The following is a 19849-nucleotide window of genomic DNA, read 5'->3' as shown; positions in this document are numbered from 1 at the left end:
GTGACAGATGTGATCGGTTGCTTTCGATGAGGGGATCATGCCTCGGCGGCTCTCATTCCTGAAATTTATTTCTTTGATTTCAGTTATGCGTTCGGCAATATATCTGGATGAAGTATGACCTCAACCTCCTGCCTGTCTTCCTGGCGCTCATGGAAGAGCGCAATGTCACGCGCGCAGCCGAACAACTGGGCATGACGCAGCCTGCCGTCTCCAACGCCTTGAACCGCCTTCGCGAGACGCTGCGCGATCCGCTCTTCATCCGCGAGCGCTACGGCATGAAGCCGACTGAGATGGCAGAGGCACTTGCTCCGGTGATCCGCGGGGCCTTGGCAAGCCTCGATGACGTCATTCTCGGTCAGCAGGCGTTCGATCCGGCGCGAGCGACACGGCAGTTCACCATCGCCCCGAACAGCTACGTCGAGTTTGTGCTGATGCCGGTGATCGTGGCGCGGCTGCGCGAATGCGCTCCCGGGATCAGGCTTCGCCTGACGCCCTTCGGCAATGATCTGGCCGAGACCGGCGCGATATCAGGGGCAACCGAAATGGTGCTCGGCAGGATCGTCGAGCCGCCTGATAACATGGTCGTGCAGCATCTCATGGATGATGGATTGGCCTGTGTCGTGCGCAAAGATCATCCCGAGATCGCCGAAAGCATCTCCGAGGAACAGTATCAGCGGATGCGGCATGTGAACGTGCTTCCGCCCGGCCGGATGCGCGTCGGCCTGTTCCAGATGCTGCAGCAGGCAGGCCTGAGGCGCGACGTCTCGGTCTCCGTCACCCATTTCCTGGCGGTCCCGGAAATGGTGGCCGTCACCGACTACTGCGCCACGCTGCCCCGGCTGATCTGCCATCGCCTTGCCCGCGACCCGCGTCTCAAAGTCCTGCCCGCACCGGTCGATCTCGGCAGCTTCCCGGTCGAGCTGGCATGGCATGTCCGCTACCGAAACGACCCCGCCCACCGGTGGCTGAGATCTTTGATCGCTGAGGTGGCAAAGGAAATCTCCGACGCTGCGGTGGCAGAAGCGATGGCTGGAAATTGAAAACGGGTGTTGATGCCTCGGCGACGCTTTCATGGGCGAAATTCAGGGGCAGAAATCGGTGTTGATGGCACCCGATTATGGCATACGTCGCTGTTCCTTGCTGCAGACGCCACCCCGCGCTCCGTCCTCCTCGGGCTTGACCCGAGGATCCACTCTGGTCTCCTCCTCCGGGAAGTGGATGAGGCGGGCGCCTGCCTGATAGGCGAGTATCCGCTTGGTTTAAAGACTATCTTCACGCTCTTGAGGGCAGGGGCAGGTCCTCTCCTGCTTGACGATGGTGATCAGCCAGCCCGAAGCGGACACCGCGTCCCTCCCAACCTTCAGGTTGCACACGTGCCCGATCGATTGCATTGTTCTGTTTCAAGATGAGGAGAATTCTATGCCGAAGGCCGTTGGAATCGGCGGTGTGTTTTTTAGGGCGGCGAACCCGGCCGACCTGGCTGAATGGTATCAAAAGCATCTCGGTATTGACGACCTGCACAAGTCGGTATGGCGGCAGGAGGCCGGGATGACGATATTTGGTCCGTTCTCGAAGGACACCGACTATTTCGGTCGTGCGGAACAACAATGGATGGTCAATTTCCGCGTGGACGATCTCGATGGGCTGATCGCCAGCCTGACGGCAAGTGGGATTGCGGTGGAAACCCGGGACGAGTGGAACTCGGAGGTAGGCCGCTTTGCCCGGATTCACGATCCCGAAGGCAACCCAGTCGAGCTGTGGGAGCCGGCGCAGGATTGATGGCACATGGGTCGCTCTCGACCACGCTGTCCAGTAGGCGCTGCTGAAGGCTATCTCATTTCGTCGGCTGCGATCGTACGGTCAGTTTATTTCCGTCAGGATCGCGAAGATAGGCGACGAATGACCCGTTCGGACGTTCCCGTGGCGGGCTCTCGATCGCTGTGCCACCATGCGCGGTACCGGCGGCATGCCACGCTAGAACATGGTCGGGGCTTGCGGCGGCGATACCGATAGTCCCACCGTTGGCTACGGTCGCCGGTTTGCCATCAATCGGTTTCGTGATCATCAGCCGACCACCCTCGTGGGCATAGATCAGCCTGCCTCTTGCATCCATCTCGCCGGGCTTGCCTCCCAATGCAGCGAACGTGGCGTCGTAGAAGTTTCTGGCCCGCTCCAAGTCGTTGCTTCCAATCATCACGTGGGTGAACATGCTTCATCTCCAGAAACGTAGCCAATAGATCAGTGGCCGATCTCGATAATTTGCGTGCCTTTGCCAACGCCTTTGACCCTGGCAAAAAAAGGTCCTTCGCCCGTACCCTCTTAGGCTGGGAACGGGTTTCGCCACGCATCCAGTTCTTCGAGCCGTTCGTACCACGCCTGTATATGCCGAAACTCGGCAAGTGGAATCTCAGCAGAAGTCGCATAAGGAAGTGCAGCGGCCAATGCGAAATCTGCGACAGTCAGTGTCTTCCCGACCGCGACGCTGTTAGTGGCCAAATGGTCGTCGAGCACGCGAGCATGTAGTCGGAAGCTCGTCTTCGCATCTTCGATCACGGCGACGTCAGGCTCCCCGCCGAACAACGGCTTGATCAAGGTTTCAAACCACAGCGTTGCCCCGTGCTGGGTGAAGTGACTGGCATCCCAACTCAACCAGCGCAGCACGTCGATCTGCCGGTGGTCATGCGGCCAAAAATCCGATTCGATGCTGTCAGACAGCCTGCACATGATGGCGTTCGCTTCCCATAAAGTTCCGGCATCATCCTGCAGTACCGGGACTTTCCCGTTCGGGTTAAGCGCCAGGAATTCTGCGGTGCGCTGTTCTCCGCTTGCCAGGTCAACCCTGACGAACTCGACGTCGGCTTTGAGAAAACGAGCGGCGGCGCAGGCCTTCCGGGGATTGAGCGTCTCGCAATAATAGAGCTTCATCGCCGCCTTAGGCATGATCCGGCCCTTCGGGTCTAGTCCCGAGAAAGAAGCTCAATCGCTCGAGACTTTGCGACCAGCCGGCTTCATGCCCCTCAAGTGACGATGCGCTTTCAAATCCACTCTGCCGAAACGTCATTTCCGTGCCTCCGTCGCTGTCCCTGAACGTGATGGTGACGACCGTTTCCGGGCTGTTTTCGCCGGTTGCGAGCTCCCAGGCATGTGTGAAGACAAGCCTGTGCGGCGGCTCGACCTCCAGGTATTTTCCGCCGACCCAATGCTCTTCTCCATCTGGCGCGATCAGACAGGCGCGGTGTCTGCCGCCGGGCCAGGCTTCAAGCCGATCGCCCACCGCCTTGAAACCGTGAGGGCCGCACCATTGCACCAACGCTTTCGGGTCGGTCCATGCCCTGAAAACCAGATCGCATGGGGCATCAAACCTTCGGACAAGAACCAGGTCGCGGGTATTGGCGGTATCGGTCTCTGGATTAGTCATTGTCGTATCCTTGTACCTTGGACAGATAGTCATCGAGACGATCAAAGCTTTGATCCCAGAAGCGTCTGTAATCGGCGACCCAATCAGCAACCGTCTTCAACGCGGCCGGCTCGAGGACGCGGGGACGCGAATTCGCTTCACGGCCGGAGCGGATCAATCCGGCCTGTTCCAGGACCTTGAGATGCTTTGATATGGCAGGCTGAGACAACTCGAAGGGATCAGCGAGTTCAGCCACCGTCGCCTTGCCGTTCGCAAGCCGCCCAAGAATTGCGCGCCTCGTGGGATCGGCGAGTGCGGAGAAAATCGCATCGAGCTTGTCGTCCATATATCACCATCTAGCTATATAGCCGCATAGATATATTCTGTTCAGCGAAATGTCAAAGGCAATTTTGCGCTGGATTGGCAATGAGGGGAAAGAAACTGACGCTCGGGGACGACGGAACGGTGGAGCCTTGGCAGCCTGATGCCGATTTCGGTCCCTTGCATGACGCCAACCCGCGTGCTAAACACTGAACTAGATGGTTCAGTTTTCGACAGCTCGCCTTGATGCCTCCTTTGCCGCGCTCTCGGACGCCACGCGACGCGGTGTTCTGGAGCAGCTCGGGAGCGCGGATGCTTCGATCACGGAGCTCGCAGAGAAATTCCACATGACCCTCACGGGTATGAAGAAGCATATCGGCGTCCTGGAGCAGGCGGGGCTGGTGACGACGGAGAAGGTCGGGCGTGTGCGGACCTGCAGGCTGGGCTCACGCGGGCTCGAGGAAGAGGCGGCCTGGATCGAAGCGCGCCGCCAGATCTGGAACGAACGCTTCGACGCGCTTGATGAAGTCATCGAGGCCCTGAAACGGAAGGAGAAAGTCGATGGGGGACAGAGCGAGTAACGGCCGCACGGTGGTCGAACGGAGGTCGGAGCTTGAACTCGTGGTGACGCGCACCTTCAACGGCCCGGTTCGCCTCGTATTCGACGCGTGGACCAAGCCCGAATTGTTCAAGCTGTGGTGGGCGCCGAAGTCGATGGGCGTGCCCATTCTTTCCTGCGAGATGGATGTTCGCACCGGCGGCAGCTATCGCATCGCGTTCGGACACGACGCCGCCGACGCCATGGCCTTCTTCGGCAAGTATCTCGACGTGTCGCCGCCATCGCGCCTCGTCTGGACCAATGACGAAGGCGGGGAGGAGGGCGCCGTCACCACGGTGACCTTCGAGGAAGCGGACGGCAGGACGCTGCTGGTGCTGCGGGAACTCTATCCCTCGAAGGAAGCGCTCGACCAGTCTTTCGTCGGCATGGAAGACGCGTTGCCCGAGCAGTTCGAGCAGTTGGATGAACTTCTCATCACGCTCAGCGCGAGCGTGTGACAGCTCGACTCAATCGGCCATGCCTCTTGACTGGTGGATGCGGCCAGTCGATCCGGCGAAACTGCTCAGACCGCCCGAACCTCGGCAAGCCGCTTGACTGCGTATTCGTCCTGCCAGCAGACGGCGGCTTCCCATGCGGCTGAGGCTTGCGCGGCGATGTCATGTGCGCCGTCGTCGAGATCGGCAGCGTTGCCGGGCAGCACCAGGTCAAGGTCGGGGACGTCGACATGTGTCTCATCCCAGTCGATCAACGCGACCCGATCTGCGGTGATGCGGATGTTGCCAGGGCTGTTGGGGTTGCCGTGGACAACGCATGTCTGACGCCCGATGAGCCGCGCCCACGCTGCTCGACATCGAATAACGCCCTCCGGCGGCATCGCGGCAAGGTTGATCCTCGTTCCGGTCTCAGTATGCAGGAGGTCTCTCGACGATCGCCAGCCCGGGCGCTGCGGCCAGCCCTGCGTCAGCCGATGCAGCTCGCGCAGCGTGTCGGCGACGCGACGCCAGTCGGACTCCGTCTCGGGCGGTCCGCCCTCCATGTATTTCATCACCACCAGACCGTTTGCGAATAGGCGGCCGTCAGTCGTCGGGATCGGCACTGGAACGGTCATGCCTTCACGGTCGAGGTATTGGAGCAGCTCGGCTTCCCATGCAAGATCAGCGTCGCTCCTGGAGCCGAGACGAGCGACCGCGATCTGCCCATGGAGGCGAACGCTCCACACGTCGTTGGCAACGCCACCCGTGAGCCGTTCGATGCGAACCGCGTCTTCGCCCCATTGCCCGAGTGCTTCCCATCCCATTGGCGATACCCTTGGCGGCCATGATTAAATGACGAAGGAAATAGAGAAAGTTTACGACGCCACAAAGGCTGCTGGCGGCGCGAAGCTGCCGTTGGCAGCAAACCCGAACGCCTCATTCATTCCTGCGTCCTCCGGCTTTCCCCGACAAGTTCCCATAGATCGACCTTCTCGGCGCGCCCCTTGAGCTGCACCAGGCCAAGCGGGCGAAGGGCGAAGCTATCGGCGACGGCGTCGTGGATGGCGGCGCTCACCAGGATCGAGGTGTTGAATTCCTTGTTCAGTCCTTCCAGCCGTGAGGCGACATTGATCGTATCGCCCATGGCTGTGTACTGCTGCCTGGAAATCGCGCCGAAGCTGCCGACGACCGCGGGGCCGGTGTGCAATCCAAACCGCGTGACGAGCGCGGGACGGCCATTCCGGCGGTTGGCATCGTTCAAGTCGTCGACCGCCGCTTTCATGGCAAGCGCGCATCGGCAGCCGTTTTCGGCATGTCCGGCATCTGGAATGGGGGCGTTCCACATGACGAAAATGGAATCGCCGAGATATTGCACGACAGTCCCGCCATTGCGCTCGGCGATGGTGTTCAACAGTTCGAAATAGGCCGACAGCGTATCGACCACATCCTCTGGCGAATGCTGCTCGGATATGGTGGTGAAGTCGCGGATGTCGGTGAACAGCACCGTCACATCCTGCCGCTGCGCCTTGGCGACCGCTCGCCCTTCGGGATTGACGATCCGCCTGACGACTTCGCGCGGCACGTAGAGGGCAAACTGGCTGATGGCATGGCGGCTTGCCGCCAGCGCGCTCGCCAGCGTGTTGATCTCCGATATCCAGGAGTGGGACACACCTTTCTCGCCGACGTCGAGATCGCCGATCCTGCGCGCCTCGTCCGCCAGCCGATAGAGGGAGCGGCTGACCATGCGCGAGAGCATCACCGAGGCAGCGACACCCGCAATCACGAAGGCGGCCGCAATCAGGAGATTGTGCATGAGCAGCCGATTGGCCTCAGCCACCAGATCTTCCAGGGGCACGACGATTGCGGCGACGCTTCCCTTGAACAGACCGGACACACCGACGGGGGCGATCTGCAGGATCTGGCGTTCGCCATCGAGATCGATCCGCACCACGCCGCCGCTTGCAAAGGCCGGATCCCGCCTGAGCCTCGCCACCGTTTCCAGGCTCGTGTCGTAACTGTCTGTCGTCGTGTCGACGGCAACGGCGCCATCGGCATTTTTCGACCATATGCCGAGAAGCCTGTTCATGATTGCCGGGTCGGAATGGGCGATCAGATCATCGGCATCATCGATGATGTAGGCGCGCGCCCGCGGCGAAATTTCCTGCGCATCCAGCAGCCGGCTGACAGTCATCAGGTGGATGTTGATGCCGACGACAACCTGATCGTCGTCTTTCATCGGTGCTGCGATCGTCAGCGTTGGAAGCTGCAGCGTTCCCGCAACATAGGGTCCGACGGATACTTCCTCGCCCTGCTGGATGACGGATTGGTACCAGGGGCGTTGCCGCGGATCGAATGATGCATGGTCGACGTCTCGCTCGGCGATCGGCCTTGCCTGGAGGTCGAGGAAGCGAAACGTCGACATGACGTCCGGGCCCTGTCTGCGTGCTATCGTGCGGATCGCGAAAGCCGTGCCATCGGGTGCTGCGAGGATCCGGCGGACATCCTGCCTTTGCGTGTTGATGACCTGCAGATACGAGCCGTCAGGATAGCCGGTGTAGACGCTCGTCGCGTTGGGGACGTTTCTGAGAACCTCCAGAAAGAATTGCTGTTTCGCCGCGATATCCTGAGGCGGCGGGGAGGTGAGCTGCGGCAGGGTCGATGCCAGTGCCACCGCCTCGGTGCCACCCTGCAGCGTATTGCGGTACCCCTCGATCAGCCGCAGGCTCATCTCGCGCATCTGCTGCACGCCCGCACTGACGGCAGCATCGCTTCCTTGCCTGAACGCCAGCCAGATGATCGGCGTCGACGTGCAAAGCAGCGATGCGACGACCAGGACGCCGAGATGCAGTCTTAGGGGTTTGGACCAGTGCACGAGATTTCCCCCGAAATGCGGACACGTCTCAGCACACGAGGCATAGCCAACGATGGCAGCTAACCGCTTTTTGAAAACTTACACAAGGCGGTGCTAGCGGTCACACCGCCGCTGCGCGTTTCGGCAGAACGAGATCGCCGACCGTGCGACCTGTCGCCGATCATGTCCGCATGCGTCCTGTCCTTGCTCCAGCCGCCACTCCGCGCTCCGTCCTCCTCGGGCTTGACCCGAGGATCCACTCTCGTCTCGATCGGCAGCGGGCATGGATCCCAGGCTCAAGGCCCGGGATAACGGAGGTTGGGTTCAATGGCAGAGAACCAGCGATCCGAGACCGGAGCCCTATCAACTGATGTGCTCTACCGCCCGTGAACCGCCTTCAGCTTCTCATAATGCTCCTCGACCCGGCGGCATGCCTCTCGCGAGGTTTCCTCCGAGCCGCTGCGAGGCATTATCTCCTTTCGCACCCAGGGAAGGTGGGTAGCGTTCCACTTCCACAGGCCGGGTTTCAGGTCAGCCGCGTTCTCAAGCTCGACGCGGCCGAAAGACTGGTCGCCGTCGAAGCCGCTAAAATCCTGATGTCCTTCTCCAGGCCAGGTCTCGCGCCATGTGTAGATCGGTTGGTATTGATCTTTCATGTCGTGGCCCATCCGCTTTGCGCGCCATCGTCGATAGATGGCTTTAAGCATTTGCGGATGCGATGGTTCCATGACGGAGCCTGCGAAGTCCAAACCGCTCCGAGAGATGCTGATAGGCCGACCTCCGCCGCCCGGCCCGCCGCGGCCGGGAAATCTCCCACTCCGGCCGCCTCAGGCCCGCTTCCGCCGCATCTGCGTGACGCTCCGCCAGACGGCCGACACCAGGAAATAGAAGGCGCCGAGGCCGGCATATCCGGCGATGTTGGCAATGGATGGCGCTTCCGGCATTTGCGCCTGGGCGATGAAGAAGGCGCCTGCGACAGCAGATTGGCCGCCGCTGAGGATCATGGCCCACTGGCCGCCATGGGTCTTCCAGCGCCGGACAGCGGTTCCAAGCTGCAGCAGGCCGGAAAAGATGGCCCAGAGGCCGAAGACGCCGAGAACCCAGTTCATGCTCATCGTCAGCGCGACGATCACCGCCGCTGTCGTCACCGCGCTAACGGCGACGTTGATCGCCTGGCTGCGGTTGTTTGCCAGGCCGCCGTTCCGCGCTGCGTCGATGAGGTTGGCGGCGGCATCCCAGGCCGGGTAGACGATTAGCAATGCTGCCGCGACGGCGAGAGACTGGCGGCCGGCCGTCAAGGCTGCGGCGACCCAGATGGCGGAAAAGGCTGCTCGCGTGAAGTAATAGCGCGTCAGCCACTCTTCCCTGTCGCCAGACGCGACGGTGGTTTGATCGGTGGTCATCATGATCTCTTTCCTGAATGTGATGGTGTTGGTCTGATAGGGGCGGGCTCACCGTCACGAGCGGTGGCGTCCGTCATCGAGATTGGGTTTCACGGAATCGCCCCCAGCACCGCCGGGCTGCTGTCGCGACGACGTTCTCCGTCGTTCGAGTCCATCGCCTGCCGGTCAGGCGGCATTCCCTGGTGAATCGCCGGTCGAACCGGGGGCGGCCCGGCCGACCGGCGACGACGTGGTCACATGGGCGGGACCACGCCATTCTTTCCGACAAGCACCTGATGGGCGAGGGCCCCTGAGGCAGCCTTCTCGGCGGGAATGAAGACGACGGCGCCGGGAACGAGATCGTCGTTGGTGGCCGGAGCGATGGTCACGACGGGGGTGCCGTCCGGAATGGCGATCTTCTTTTCCTTGCCGTGATAGGAGACGGTGACGGTGCGGCCGTCGACGCCCTTGACGGCGTCGGCCACGGTCGCATTGGTCATGCTGCTGTTGGGCTTGAGGTCCCAACCGTAGCTGCCTTCACCGGCACCTTTCATCGCCGGCGGGAAGATCAGCACCTCAAGCGCGCCATCGCCGCCGCCTTCACTCGGCAGCGATGCGATGCCGACGAAGTCGCCCGGCTTGATGTCGGTGATCGCAGCATTTGCAACGCTCGCCAGGTTCCAACCGTCGGCGAGGGTGACATCGATGGTCTCTCCTTCGCGGGTCTTCACCGTGAGAGTGGAGCCGCTATAGGTGACGATGCTGCCCCTGACATGGAACTGCTCGGCCTTCTGGTCTTCGGCATGGGTAGGCGCCGCGGGAAGGGCCGCCGACGCGATAGTGGTGAGCCCCAGCACGAGGGCGGGGAGAATGTTCTTGATCATGTCGTTCTTCCTACTAGTTGGTAGTTTCGCTGAACGTGGTTATCGCTCCGGGCTATATTCCGCCCGGAACTTTATCGAGCGGCGGTCGGAGTGAGCCGCTGCAAGGTGGGGGCCAGAATGGTGGCGAAGACCTCCGGGGTCCCGTAAGCCCGGGCCGACAGCATAGCGCCATGGACGGAGGCCATGAAGGCTTCAGCCTCGACGCGCGGTGCGCTCGACAGTTTCAAACTCCCGCCCTGAGCGCCTCGCTCCATCACCGAGGTCAGCCATGCCGACGCAAAGCGGAAGAAAGCCTTGACCTCGGCTGCGACCTCCGGCGGCAGTGCCGGCAGTTCGCTCGCAAGCAGGGCGCACACGCAAAACGGCCGGCTTGCATCCTCGATGCACTGGGCCCAGTGGCCCGCATAGGTTTGGAGGAGCGCCAGGGGATCCTGCACCTGCTGCTCCAAGCCCGCGATACCCGCCTCGGCATCCTCACGATATCGCATGACAAGCGTGCGCACCAAGTCGGTCTTGCTGGGAAAATGGTGATGGATGCTGGCCTTGCGGATCCCGACGACGGCAGCAATATCGGCATAGCTGAAGCCGTTATAGCCTCCAGTCATGATCAATGCTCGGGCGGAGGCCAGGATCTCGTCGGACGTCGTCGAAAGATTGCTCATAGGTCTATCTACCTTCCAGTAGGAAGGCTGTCAAGCGGAATGCAGTTTTCTGCCATCGGAGGTCGTCGAGGCCGTCACCGGCTTCACCTTGACGCTGGCGAAAGTGATGACGGCGTCGGTTGTAGCGACCGGCCTTGACTCGCCTCGAGCCACCAGAACATAATCGGAACATCTAATATAGGGGATGGAGTTCCGGATGTGCGGCCGCGTCTATATCAAGACCTCGCTTGAGGAACTGGTGGGAAATTTCGCCTTCGCAGAGCGAGGTGCGATCGATGCGCTCGGGAACCGATTTCCGCGCTATAACGGCGCGCCGACGCTGGATTATCCAATCATCATTCGCGACATGGTCCGCGAACCTGATATTATGGGGCCGGTGTTCGCCTCGGCGCGCTGGGGTCTGATGCCGGCATGGATGAAGCCGGGAGGGCGTCCCCCACCGATCAATGCCAGATGCGAAGGCATCGATACCAACGGCCTGTTCCGCTCGGCCTACAGATCGCGCCGTTGCCTGGTGCCGATCAACGGCTTCTTCGAGTGGAAGGATATCTTCGGCACGGGCAAGAACAAGCAGCCCTATGCGATCGCCATGGCTGACGGCTCGCCCTTTGCGCTCGCCGGCATCTGGGAGACGCGGCGCGACAATGACATAGAGACTCGGAGCTTCGCAATTGTCACCTGCGAGCCGAATGAGATGATGGCGCAGATCCATGATCGGATGCCGGTCATCCTGCATCGTGAGGATTATGAACGCTGGCTATCGCCGGAACCCGATCCGAACGACCTGATGAAGCCATTCCCGGCCGAGTTGATGACCATGTGGCCGATCGGCCGCAATGTGGGTTCGCCGAAGAATGACACGGCTGACATTATCGATCCGATCGACCCCGATCCGGAACCGACGCTGATCTGAATTCACCGGCTCGGGCGGGAGCCATCCATCAACTATGCGGTCAAACGGAAACCTCGCGAGGGGACAGGACGACGCATGCCAGAACAAATCACATGGAAATCGTGGGAACATGTCAGCGGCCGAGAAATCAAATACAAATGGCGGCACGCCTGGAAGGAGAAACCCGGCGACGACTACGTCGCTTTCGACGGCGATACCCAGATCGGAAGGATATTCCGGTCACAGGCCGGCGAAGGGATCGATAATCGATGGTTCTGGATCGTGGCGGCTGACGGCAGCAATCGATTGGATTGGCCGTCAGCCGGATACGAGGACAGTGCCTATGTCGCCTCAAGGCGGCTGGAAATGATCTATGAGAGCATCAAGAGCGGGAAACGGAGGACGGTGCATCCATGAGCATCGAAGCAGGCAGGGGGATATCGGCTTCGCCCATCGCGACGGAAGGGTCTGACGCGCCCGATGGTGCAACGGCCCGCAACGCGGTCCTGACGATCGCATCGCCGAACTCCGGCGAGACCGGGCGATGGCCGACCAGCAGCCGGAAGAAGACCGGTCCATAGATCATGTCGAGCAGCGCCTCCATATCAAGCGGCGGAACGATCTCTCCCCGAGCCAGAGCCTCCTCCAGGATGACACGACCCGCGTTGCGGCTCGACAGGATCACCTGGTTGCGGAAGGCCTTGGTGAATTCGCTTTCCGGGTCGGCGGCGGCAAGTGCCATGGTGATCTGCCGCCCGCGCGTGCTCGCAAAGGCAGTCACCAGTCCGCTCATCTGCGCGCCGAGAGCCGCCTGCGCCGTGCCGCCTCCAACCTCCGCTTCCGGTAGCCGGTTGACCAGAAGAGCGGCCATCGCCAGTTCCTGCGCGTTGGCCCAGGAGCGGTAGATCGTCGGTTTGCCGACACCGGACCGCGCCGCCACGGCTTCGATCGTCATGCGGCCAAAACCTTCGGCCATCAGGATTTCATGGGCCGCCTCCAAGGCACGCCTCTGGGCGGCTGCGCTTGGCGGCCGCCCTCGTTTCTTCGGTGTTGCATTACTCTCTTGACTCATATCTTTACGATACGTAACGTTAATAAAGGACCCAGTCAAGGAGGATCATCCATGCCGAGTTTTGCCCGAAAAGTGAGCGCCTACTTCATCGTCAAGGATGCGGCACGGGCCATCGACTTCTACAAGGAGGCTTTCGGCGCCACGGAAGTCTTCCGCATGACCGATCCTTCGGACGGGCGGATCGGCCATGCCGAGCTGCGTTTCGGAGAGACGATGATGATGTTGGCAGACGAATATCCGGACTTCGGCGCCCTGTCTCCCGATGCCATCGGAGGCTCGCCGGTGACCTTCCACATGGACACGGTGTCGACCGACGAAGCACTGGCGCAGGCGCTGTCGGCCGGGGCGACGATGTTGCGCCCGGCGACCGACCAGAGTTTTGGCGAGCGGGTGGCGCAGGTGCTTGATCCCTTCGGTCATCGCTGGATGTTGTCGCAAACCATCGAGCAGGTCACGCCTGAGGAGATGCAACGCCGCTGGAACGAGGACATGTCGGCGTGAGTGCCGCAGCCCTTGAAGCGCTCGAGGAGGCCGAGCGCGCCTTCAACGCGGCGATGGTTTCCAACGATCCCACCCAGATCGCCGCCTGCATCACGCAGGACTGGGTGCTGGTGACGCCTGAGCGTGGCCCCATCCCTGCACAGGCTGTTCTTTCGGCGATCGGATCCGGTGTCCTGAGCCATGACACGATGACCAAGACGACGCATCACGTCCATCTGCTCGGCAATGTCGCCACGGTGACCGGTCGCGGGCAGAACACGGGGATGTTCCGTGGCGAACCAATATCAGCCGACGAATGGATCACCGACGTCTATCACCGGGAGGGTAACAGGTGGCGGTGCGTACTGACCCACCTCACCCCTGTTTGCAGCCCCTTGGAAATCGCTCCGATTCAAGACAAGATCATCCCGCTCTAGCTGGGGGGACTCTGATGGAAAACCACGAGCCGTTTTTACGCGAGGCGATTGCACTCTCGAAATCCGCGCTGGCAAACGGCGACGAACCGTTTGGCTCGGTGCTGGTGAAGGACGGTGAAGTCATCCTGCGCGCCGAAAACAGCGTCTTCAGCGGCCACGATATGACCAACCACGCCGAGATGAACCTGGTCAAACTGGCGGCGCAGCACTACGACACTGCTTTTCTCGCCGGCTGCACGCTCTACACCAGCACGGAGCCGTGTGCGATGTGCTCCGGGGCGATTTACTGGTCGGGCATCGGGCGCATGGTGTTTGCATGCTCCGAAACGCGGCTTGGCGAGATCGCCGGGATCGGGTTGAACGTGCCGAGCCGGGCGGTGTTGCAAACCGGCGCGCGCAACGTCACCGTGGTTGGCCCGACGAACCTCGAAGAAGAAGCCGCCAAAGTTCATCAGGAATTCTGGCCGAAACATCTGGGCAAGGCTTAGAGCGCCGTGCGTCCTTTCGGACGCACAAAGGACGCTCTAACACTTTCAATCCTCGCATCGGCCTAGCTGGTTATCCGAGGTGCGCTGACGATCTTCAGGAACAAGGCCTCCATGGCCTCTTCAATGCCTTCGGTGGGACTGACCGCGAAATAGAAGCCGGGGGTTGCGCATTCTTCCATTTTCGCGGCGATTTTGGTCTCGAAAGGCTTTACCCAGTCATTATAAAAGCCATTGTCGGGCAAGGGCAGATAGGTCGTATAAAGGACGGCGACTTTGATGCCGCGATCCTTGAGCTTCTTGCAATAGCTCGTGTCGATCGGTTCGATGCATCGTCCACCGTTTGCCCCTTTCGGGCTGGTGCAGCCGGTCGGCTTATAGCTATCCCCAACGCCGTCAGCGACGAAAAATACGATCTTCTGGCGATCGGCATTGCTGGTGCCCTTGCCGATGGCACCCTTGATTTCGCTTTCGATGCCTTTCAACGCTTCGTCAAAACTCGTCTGCTGGTCGCTGTAGTAGTTCTGAAATGGAATGCTCATAAGACTTATCATGTCCGTCGCGACTGCTACGGCGCCAAGATCATAGTCGAGGTCGGAGACCTTAAAGAGCTTCGCCGCTTTGGCGTCCTGGGCCGTCTTGCCGAACGTATAGGCGGCGACCCGGAATTGGCTTGCCATGGACTGCGTGTCCTTCGCTTTGGCCATCAAGGCTTTAACGGCAGCTGCGACCACGTCGATACGAATGGTCACGCCGTTTTTGCGAGCGACATTGTAGTAGCTTTTCTTATCCTCTACGCCCTTTTCAGAAACGATGTGGCATGCGAATGCGCAGTTTTTATCTTTGCCGCCATCGTGGCCGTTTGCTGTCGCATTTTTCATGGCGGTTATGTCAGCAGCGGTGGCCCCAACGCCCATCGAGGGCGTGTTATCCAACAGCATGAAGAAATCCATGTAGGACGGCGTCTCATACCGGGCTGTTGCCGTCCCGGAAACGGTGATCTGATGAAATCCCATCACCTGCATGAAGGTCGTGGGCATCGTCGCGCTAAAGGATACGGTGGAGCTGAGAACACCGCCCTGTTTCTGAACGCTGATGTCGACGTTAACGGGCACGTCCTGTTTTTGTGACGTCTGTGAAAAGAAGATCTTCTGGGCTTCGGATTTTCCGAGCGTCAGCGCCCCATCGCCGGACATCGTGTTTGCTTGCTTTGCTGCTTCCGAAGCCGGTGTAATGGATCCGACCGCCGCCGCGTCCGCAGCGGCATAGAGTTCGGTGCGAAGCGACAGGGCGCTGCCAAAATCAATGGCTGTACCCGCCGCACCGAACAGGGGGACGACGAGTAGCGCCGTCATGATTCCGAAGTTGCCGGATCGGTCAACGATGAAACGATGCAACATGCAAAGGCTGCCTTCCCGGTATCCGTGTTCGTGGTTGCGCCGCAAGAAAATTGCTACAACCGCGATCAGTAACAGCGGAACTTAAATCAAAGGCAAAAACGTATGGTTGTATTTTCACTAAATCGCTGAAGAACTCGCGGGCGCCATCGAAGCCCGCAGAGCAGTCATCGGCATGCTCGCCGCGGATAGACGAGCGCTCTTGGCGCGTCGGGAGGGCCGGTCACCATCGGTTATGGACGCTACGCACCCGGCCAAAGCCTCACCGAGACGATTGATGTCGACGACGTCATGATCGTTCTGGAAGCCGCTTTCGGTCTCGACAGACTGACCTATCCCCATTGGCGGCCGGCGCACGCGTAAGACGCGGTCTGCGGTTCAGCGCTTGTATTCCGGCTCGCTGCGATCGAGCGTGCGCTTCACGGACTCCAGATGGAGCCGGGCCGATTCCGGGTCTCCTTCGCGCATTTGCCGGTACGCCGCTTCCGCGATCTCAGGCGCGACGGCAAGGACTTGGCGTCCGGTCGACAGGGCGAGCGTCTGCACTTCGCAGGCGCGCTCGAGGTAATAGAGGTCGTCCCAGGCCTCGGCGATATTGGGTGCGCAGACCATCACGCCGTGGTGCTTCATGAAGACGATGTCGGCATCACCGATGGCGGCCGCGATGCGATCGCCCTCGCGCGCGTCGAGCGCCAGGCCGTTATAGTTGCGGTCGACGGCCGTACGTCCATAGAATTTCAGTGCGGTCTGCCCGGCAAAGATCAGGGGATCGCCCTCCGTCATGGAAAGGGCGGTGGCGTAAGGCATATGGGTGTGGAACGCCGCCTTGGCGCGGGGAATGTTCTTATGAATTCGGGCGTGGATGTAAAAAGCGGTGGCCTCGGGCTGCCCGCTGCCCGACACCACGTTGCCGTGAAAGTCGCAGATCAACAGCATCGAGGCCGTCAGTTCGGCGAAAGCGTAGCCATAAGGGTTGACGATGAACAGGTCGTCATAGCCGGGAACGACGGCCGAGAAATGGTTGCAGATCCCTTCCTCCATGCCGAGCCTTGCTGCCATCCGGAAGCAGGCCGCAAGATCGACGCGGGCCTGCCAGATGTCGTCCGTGTCAAGTTTCGGCTGGTTGGGGCCGCCGGCAGGCGATGGGGCTGTGTTGAGGGAGTGCGCCATGGGGTCGTTTCAGATTGGTGTCGAAGGAGAGGGTGGCTGTGTTCTGGATTACCCCCGGATCAGCCTCGCATCAAGCCGGCTAGAGACAAACATGGTTCGGTTCATTTGCCTATTTGGGGTGAGTAAGCTGCTCGGCGGGTGTGTCTTTCCGTATGCGCGAGCCTGGGATGACGGAGGTTGGGGACGTGCTTTTGCATTTTTACGCACCGCTCTCCGGCAATTGCACTGGAAGGTAGTTCATAGGAACGAGGCGGCTATGGAGATCGGGGCCATCGGGTTGCCCCGGATCATAGAAGACGCCGTTGTCGGCGTCATAGAGGATGAAATGGTCTCCTTCGACATGGACGACCGCTACCCCGTAAACATCGCCCCAGCTCTCTGCCTTGCGTAATCCGCCAGTCTGCCAGCCCAACTCGGTCAGGACGCCGCGCAGTTCTTTCCACGTCGTGTAATGATTGGTCTGAACGCCCCAATCGATCATGCCGGCAATCTGGTCGTAGGGTTTGCCCGTCAGCATCTGCAAGACGAAAACGCCGCAGCCATCATCTCTTGGACATTGCGTAACAAATTTGAAGCGGACCTTATCGGCTGCGGGTTGTGTCAATGTTCAGTTCCTGCGGTTGCGTGTCAGACGGCGCGCCGTACTACTCGCCCAGAGTCCCACCGTCGAAAAGCACCTAACTTACCAGTTCAGTCGTGTTCCCGATCGACAGCAGATGAGCCATCGCATCGGTAATTGCGTGGTTATCATAGGGTTTCGAGAAGGCCCTGCTTCCCGTGGGCAGATCGCTCTCTTCGAGGATTGCCGCGCCGGAGGCAACGATCAGCCTGACGGGCGGCCACCGATCCCGGATGTAATGCGATAGCTTGATGCCGTCCATCGTGCCGGGCATCTGAACATCGGTGAAAACCAGATCGATGTCGTTTCGCGCCTCGAGGATGCGAATTGCCTCGTCCGCGTCGCAGGCCTCAAGCGCTTCGTAACCCGCAGAGAATACCAGATCGACGGCACTCATCCGAATAAGCGTGCTGTCTTCGACGACCAGGACGACCGCCTTGCCATTTTTCATCATTCACTCGGTCAAATTGGAGTGTGAACCTCGCGGGCTCCGGTAGTGTAGCGTTTGGGAAGCCAATCGGTTCCTACGCGGCCGTAGAAATGTCGGTTCGCAAACCGGCGCTTTCCAGGTGGCGGATTGTGACGGCGGTGCCGGGACCCGCATCGCTCACCTGGATGTCACCATTCAGGCTCTTGACCAGCGCCTCCACTATGCCAGTCCCCAGGCCGGCCTTTAGTGCTTCCCCACCCGCAGGCATGCCGATGCCGTTGTCGGTAACAGAGAGAGTCCAATCCTTGCCGGATGATCGATAGTCGATGACGATTGACCCCGGTCGTTCATCGGGAAAGGCGTGCTTGAGGGCGTTGATGACAAGTTCGGTCACGACAAGCCCCAGGCGAACGGAAACGTCCGCTTCCACGGCGCTGTCATCGACCATCACCTGAATCGAAAGCCTGTCGGGGTCAGCAATCATCGACGCGCCGAGGCTTTGGCAAAGCTGAGTGAAATAGGTACGGAGTTCAACCTTGCCGCTGTTGGACATGGAGAGTTGGCGTTGCAGTGCCGCAATCGACATGACCCGGTGATGGGCGTTATGGAGATGCCCGCGCGCTTCCTCCGACTGGACCCGCCGGGCGCTCTGCATGAGAACGCTCGCAATGATCTGGAGGCTGTTAGCGACCCTGTGCTGGACCTCCTGCAGCAGGATCGCATTATCGCGAACGAGATCATCTTTCAGCCGAGCCTCGGCGCGTATATCGGTCACGTCGGTGATGGCCAGAAGCAGGCGAATATGGTCGATGTCGCCGTCATCGAGCGTCCTTGCATTGACGACCAGGTGCCGTGTTTTCTGGTTTGGCCGTTGAAAGTCGATTTCGTAGGCCTCGATGGTGGCACTCCCCGAGGCGGTGGCCCTCAGCAGTGACGCAAGCTGGGGCATCGCCCATTCGCCGTTTCCAATTTCGCTGAGGCTTTGGCCGCAAACCGTCTTGGGGTCGATGTCGAAGGCCCGGCAGAAGGATGCGCTCGCCGCGATGACCTTCTGGTCGTCCGACAGGAAAAGCAGCGGTTCATTGGACGATACCACCACGGCAAGAGTGCTCGCCGCTTCGAAATGCACAGTGGGAATCTTTTGCATGGAGAGGCCCTCATGGGCCGGAGACTCACGGAGCAAGTCATTACTCGGCAACAATGCCAACCGGCCGGAAGGATCAGATGGACAAGGAGACTATAACACGCGTGACGCGTAATCTCTTCATGCTAAATATCGCGGCTGCCATACCGAGCGATGAGCCGATTGCTGCAGCTTTAAAAGATTTGGGAATGGTCTCAACTGGTTTGCCCGGTCGGGCGTTCTGTGCGCGTCAGAATACCTGTGGCGAGCGCAGGACGAGAAAATCGATGAAGGTGCGGACTTTGGCGGAAAGGTATTTCCGGCTCGGATAGACGGCATGGAGCGTGTTGCTGATGCCGAGCGTCTCCGGAAACACCACTTCGAGCCGGCCTGCTTCCAAATCCTCCTCCACCAGCCATTCCGGCAGGAAGACCAGGCCCATGCCCCGCAAAGCCGCCAGGTGCAGAAGTGTCTCGTTGCTGCTCAGCAGCACATTGCGGAAGGTGACCTTATGCCGGTCGTTGTGACCGCCCAACAGAAGGCTTTCGCTGATATTGATACCATTATAGCGAAGCAGCGCGTGGCCGTTCAGCTCGGCGATGCTCTGGGGGCGCCCGGAGCGCCTGAGATAATCCGGCGATGCCATCAGGCGGAATTCTATCGTCGCCAAGGGGCGCGCGACGAGACCCGGATCGAGCCGTTCGGACGACATGGCCCGCAATGCAAGGTCAAAGCCCTCATCGACCAGATTGGTGATGCGGCCGCTCAGATCCATATCCAGGCTGACATCCGGATAACGCTGGTTGTATTCGGCCAGAATGTTCACAAAGCCTGAACTCGCCGCCCACACCGGAGCACTGAATTTGAGCGTTCCGCGCGGCGCGACCGTGACATTGCCGATCGACGCTTCCAATTCGTCGAGCCCTTCGAGCATCTGCCTTGTCTGGTTGAAATAAAGTGCGCCGGGTTCGGTGAGGGTGACACTCCGGCTGGTCCGGTTCAGCAGCCGGCTTCCCAGGCGCTTCTCCAGATGCATCACATGTTTGCTCACCATCGCCGGCGACAGGTTCAAACGGCGTGCTGCCGCAGTGAAGCTCTTGAGCTCGGCAACCAGGCAAAACACCCGCAGGCTGATCATGGTGTCCATGATCATCAACCTAGAGGAAAGAATGCATGTTCGCAAAGCCGATTGATCAATCCAGGGAAAATCAAGAC

The 19849-nt window shown here is 60.4% G+C and carries 25 protein-coding genes and 2 pseudogenes; 10 read left to right on the top strand and 17 right to left on the bottom strand.

The genetic code is table 11. From position 1 onward, the window contains the following. The first annotated feature begins 107 nt into the window (after window positions 1–107). Both GR198_RS32260 and GR198_RS32255 read left to right on the top strand, forming a co-directional pair. Window positions 108–1040 (top strand): LysR family transcriptional regulator, encoded by a 933-nt coding sequence (locus GR198_RS32260; protein WP_164070302.1) that lies wholly within the window; start codon window positions 108–110, stop codon window positions 1038–1040. A 379-nt stretch (window positions 1041–1419) separates the two neighbouring features. Beyond that, complete coding sequence (locus GR198_RS32255; RefSeq protein WP_164054748.1) at window positions 1420–1779, top strand: VOC family protein; 360 nt, start codon at window positions 1420–1422, stop codon at window positions 1777–1779. Between the two features lie 55 nt (window positions 1780–1834). On the opposite strand, the gene GR198_RS32250 is transcribed toward GR198_RS32255, so the two are convergent. The 4 genes from GR198_RS32250 to GR198_RS32235 all read right to left on the bottom strand — a co-directional run bounded on the left by GR198_RS32250 (window position 1835) and on the right by GR198_RS32235 (window position 3743). Then, window positions 1835–2209 carry a VOC family protein gene (locus GR198_RS32250; protein ID WP_003557411.1) on the bottom strand — a complete coding sequence of 125 codons (375 nt, stop codon included), beginning with the start codon at window positions 2207–2209 and terminating at the stop codon, window positions 1835–1837. A gap of 110 nt (window positions 2210–2319) precedes the next feature. Beyond that, window positions 2320–2940 carry a glutathione S-transferase family protein gene (locus tag GR198_RS32245; protein ID WP_204337293.1) on the bottom strand — a complete coding sequence of 207 codons (621 nt, stop codon included), beginning with the start codon at window positions 2938–2940 and terminating at the stop codon, window positions 2320–2322. After that, a complete protein-coding gene (locus GR198_RS32240; protein ID WP_164070301.1) occupies window positions 2933–3418 on the bottom strand; it encodes an SRPBCC family protein in 486 nt (161 codons plus the stop codon). The genes GR198_RS32245 and GR198_RS32240 overlap by 8 nt, the downstream gene beginning before the upstream one ends. Then, entirely contained in the window at window positions 3411–3743 is a 333-nt protein-coding gene (locus tag GR198_RS32235; RefSeq protein WP_003557417.1) for an ArsR/SmtB family transcription factor, read from the bottom strand. Before GR198_RS32235 ends, GR198_RS32240 begins: the two co-directional genes overlap by 8 nt. Window positions 3744–3936: 193 nt before the next feature. Between GR198_RS32235 and GR198_RS32230 the strand changes: the two genes are divergently transcribed. Both GR198_RS32230 and GR198_RS32225 read left to right on the top strand, forming a co-directional pair. Next, window positions 3937–4299 carry an ArsR/SmtB family transcription factor gene (locus GR198_RS32230; protein ID WP_164070300.1) on the top strand — a complete coding sequence of 121 codons (363 nt, stop codon included), beginning with the start codon at window positions 3937–3939 and terminating at the stop codon, window positions 4297–4299. Next, window positions 4280–4774 (top strand): SRPBCC family protein, encoded by a 495-nt coding sequence (locus tag GR198_RS32225; RefSeq protein WP_029874424.1) that lies wholly within the window; start codon window positions 4280–4282, stop codon window positions 4772–4774. The genes GR198_RS32230 and GR198_RS32225 overlap by 20 nt, the downstream gene beginning before the upstream one ends. A gap of 65 nt (window positions 4775–4839) precedes the next feature. Here GR198_RS32225 and GR198_RS32220 read toward each other — a convergent pair whose 3' ends face one another. From GR198_RS32220 to GR198_RS32195, 6 genes are all read right to left on the bottom strand, one after another. Beyond that, window positions 4840–5574: a phosphotransferase enzyme family protein gene (locus GR198_RS32220; protein WP_164070299.1), complete on the bottom strand. Its 735-nt coding sequence runs from the start codon at window positions 5572–5574 to the stop codon at window positions 4840–4842. A 116-nt stretch (window positions 5575–5690) separates the two neighbouring features. Continuing rightward, window positions 5691–7622: an adenylate/guanylate cyclase domain-containing protein gene (locus tag GR198_RS32215; protein WP_164070298.1), complete on the bottom strand. Its 1932-nt coding sequence runs from the start codon at window positions 7620–7622 to the stop codon at window positions 5691–5693. A gap of 356 nt (window positions 7623–7978) precedes the next feature. Then, window positions 7979–8257, bottom strand: a complete 279-nt coding sequence (locus GR198_RS32210) for a hypothetical protein (RefSeq protein WP_029874421.1) — start codon at window positions 8255–8257, stop codon at window positions 7979–7981. A gap of 171 nt (window positions 8258–8428) precedes the next feature. Next, window positions 8429–9007 carry a DUF308 domain-containing protein gene (locus GR198_RS32205; protein WP_164070297.1) on the bottom strand — a complete coding sequence of 193 codons (579 nt, stop codon included), beginning with the start codon at window positions 9005–9007 and terminating at the stop codon, window positions 8429–8431. A 230-nt stretch (window positions 9008–9237) separates the two neighbouring features. Then, window positions 9238–9867, bottom strand: a complete 630-nt coding sequence (locus GR198_RS32200; RefSeq protein WP_164070296.1) for a hypothetical protein — start codon at window positions 9865–9867, stop codon at window positions 9238–9240. A 71-nt stretch (window positions 9868–9938) separates the two neighbouring features. Continuing rightward, the gene (locus tag GR198_RS32195) at window positions 9939–10529 is read right to left on the bottom strand and encodes a TetR/AcrR family transcriptional regulator (RefSeq protein ID WP_164049549.1); all 591 of its coding nucleotides are present in this window, start codon (window positions 10527–10529) and stop codon (window positions 9939–9941) included. Window positions 10530–10725: 196 nt separating this feature from the next. On the opposite strand from GR198_RS32195, the gene GR198_RS32190 reads away from it, so the two are divergent. After that, on the top strand, window positions 10726–11442 hold the full coding sequence (locus GR198_RS32190) for an SOS response-associated peptidase (RefSeq protein WP_164023272.1): 717 nt from the start codon (window positions 10726–10728) through the stop codon (window positions 11440–11442). 75 nt (window positions 11443–11517) lie between these two features. Beyond that, window positions 11518–11838, top strand: coding sequence for a hypothetical protein (locus GR198_RS32185; RefSeq protein ID WP_164070295.1), 321 nt, complete (start codon window positions 11518–11520; stop codon window positions 11836–11838). A gap of 55 nt (window positions 11839–11893) precedes the next feature. On the opposite strand, the pseudogene GR198_RS32180 reads toward GR198_RS32185, so the two are convergent. Further along, a pseudogene (locus tag GR198_RS32180) lies at window positions 11894–12493 on the bottom strand (TetR/AcrR family transcriptional regulator); the annotation flags it as partial. Between the two features lie 51 nt (window positions 12494–12544). Here GR198_RS32180 and GR198_RS32175 point away from each other — a divergent pair. Genes GR198_RS32175 through GR198_RS32165 form a run of 3 tightly spaced genes read left to right on the top strand, consistent with a single transcriptional unit; the run spans window position 12545 to window position 13898 of the window. Next, window positions 12545–12994, top strand: a complete 450-nt coding sequence (locus GR198_RS32175) for a VOC family protein (protein WP_164049544.1) — start codon at window positions 12545–12547, stop codon at window positions 12992–12994. Next, window positions 12991–13410 (top strand): nuclear transport factor 2 family protein, encoded by a 420-nt coding sequence (locus GR198_RS32170; protein ID WP_164070294.1) that lies wholly within the window; start codon window positions 12991–12993, stop codon window positions 13408–13410. The genes GR198_RS32175 and GR198_RS32170 overlap by 4 nt, the downstream gene beginning before the upstream one ends. A 14-nt stretch (window positions 13411–13424) precedes the next feature. Continuing rightward, the gene (locus tag GR198_RS32165; protein ID WP_164070293.1) at window positions 13425–13898 is read left to right on the top strand and encodes a nucleoside deaminase; all 474 of its coding nucleotides are present in this window, start codon (window positions 13425–13427) and stop codon (window positions 13896–13898) included. A 62-nt stretch (window positions 13899–13960) separates the two neighbouring features. Here GR198_RS32165 and GR198_RS32160 read toward each other — a convergent pair whose 3' ends face one another. Next, a complete protein-coding gene (locus GR198_RS32160) occupies window positions 13961–15295 on the bottom strand; it encodes a TadE/TadG family type IV pilus assembly protein (protein WP_029874409.1) in 1335 nt (444 codons plus the stop codon). A gap of 210 nt (window positions 15296–15505) precedes the next feature. Between GR198_RS32160 and GR198_RS36410 the strand changes: the two are divergent. Then, window positions 15506–15592 (top strand): annotated as a pseudogene (locus tag GR198_RS36410) (ethanolamine utilization protein); the annotation flags it as partial. Window positions 15593–15670: 78 nt separating this feature from the next. On the opposite strand, the gene GR198_RS32150 reads toward GR198_RS36410, so the two are convergent. The 5 genes from GR198_RS32150 to GR198_RS32130 all read right to left on the bottom strand — a co-directional run bounded on the left by GR198_RS32150 (window position 15671) and on the right by GR198_RS32130 (window position 19781). Then, window positions 15671–16462: an aldolase gene (locus GR198_RS32150; protein ID WP_164070292.1), complete on the bottom strand. Its 792-nt coding sequence runs from the start codon at window positions 16460–16462 to the stop codon at window positions 15671–15673. Window positions 16463–16661: 199 nt separating this feature from the next. Then, window positions 16662–16979: a hypothetical protein gene (locus tag GR198_RS32145; protein ID WP_164054834.1), complete on the bottom strand. Its 318-nt coding sequence runs from the start codon at window positions 16977–16979 to the stop codon at window positions 16662–16664. A gap of 160 nt (window positions 16980–17139) precedes the next feature. Next, window positions 17140–17532, bottom strand: a complete 393-nt coding sequence (locus GR198_RS32140; RefSeq protein ID WP_029874406.1) for a response regulator — start codon at window positions 17530–17532, stop codon at window positions 17140–17142. Between the two features lie 73 nt (window positions 17533–17605). Next, the gene (locus tag GR198_RS32135) at window positions 17606–18658 is read right to left on the bottom strand and encodes a sensor histidine kinase (protein ID WP_164054835.1); all 1053 of its coding nucleotides are present in this window, start codon (window positions 18656–18658) and stop codon (window positions 17606–17608) included. A gap of 226 nt (window positions 18659–18884) precedes the next feature. Further along, the gene (locus tag GR198_RS32130; RefSeq protein ID WP_204337292.1) at window positions 18885–19781 is read right to left on the bottom strand and encodes a LysR family transcriptional regulator; all 897 of its coding nucleotides are present in this window, start codon (window positions 19779–19781) and stop codon (window positions 18885–18887) included. Window positions 19782–19849: the final 68 nt, after the last annotated feature.

The organism is Rhizobium leguminosarum (assembly GCF_010668065.1).
In the GTDB taxonomy this organism is placed as follows: Bacteria; Pseudomonadota; Alphaproteobacteria; order Rhizobiales; family Rhizobiaceae; genus Rhizobium; species Rhizobium leguminosarum_S.
The sequence above is the reverse complement of the archived record's forward strand: the minus strand, read 5'-3'. Positions and strand labels throughout refer to the sequence as shown.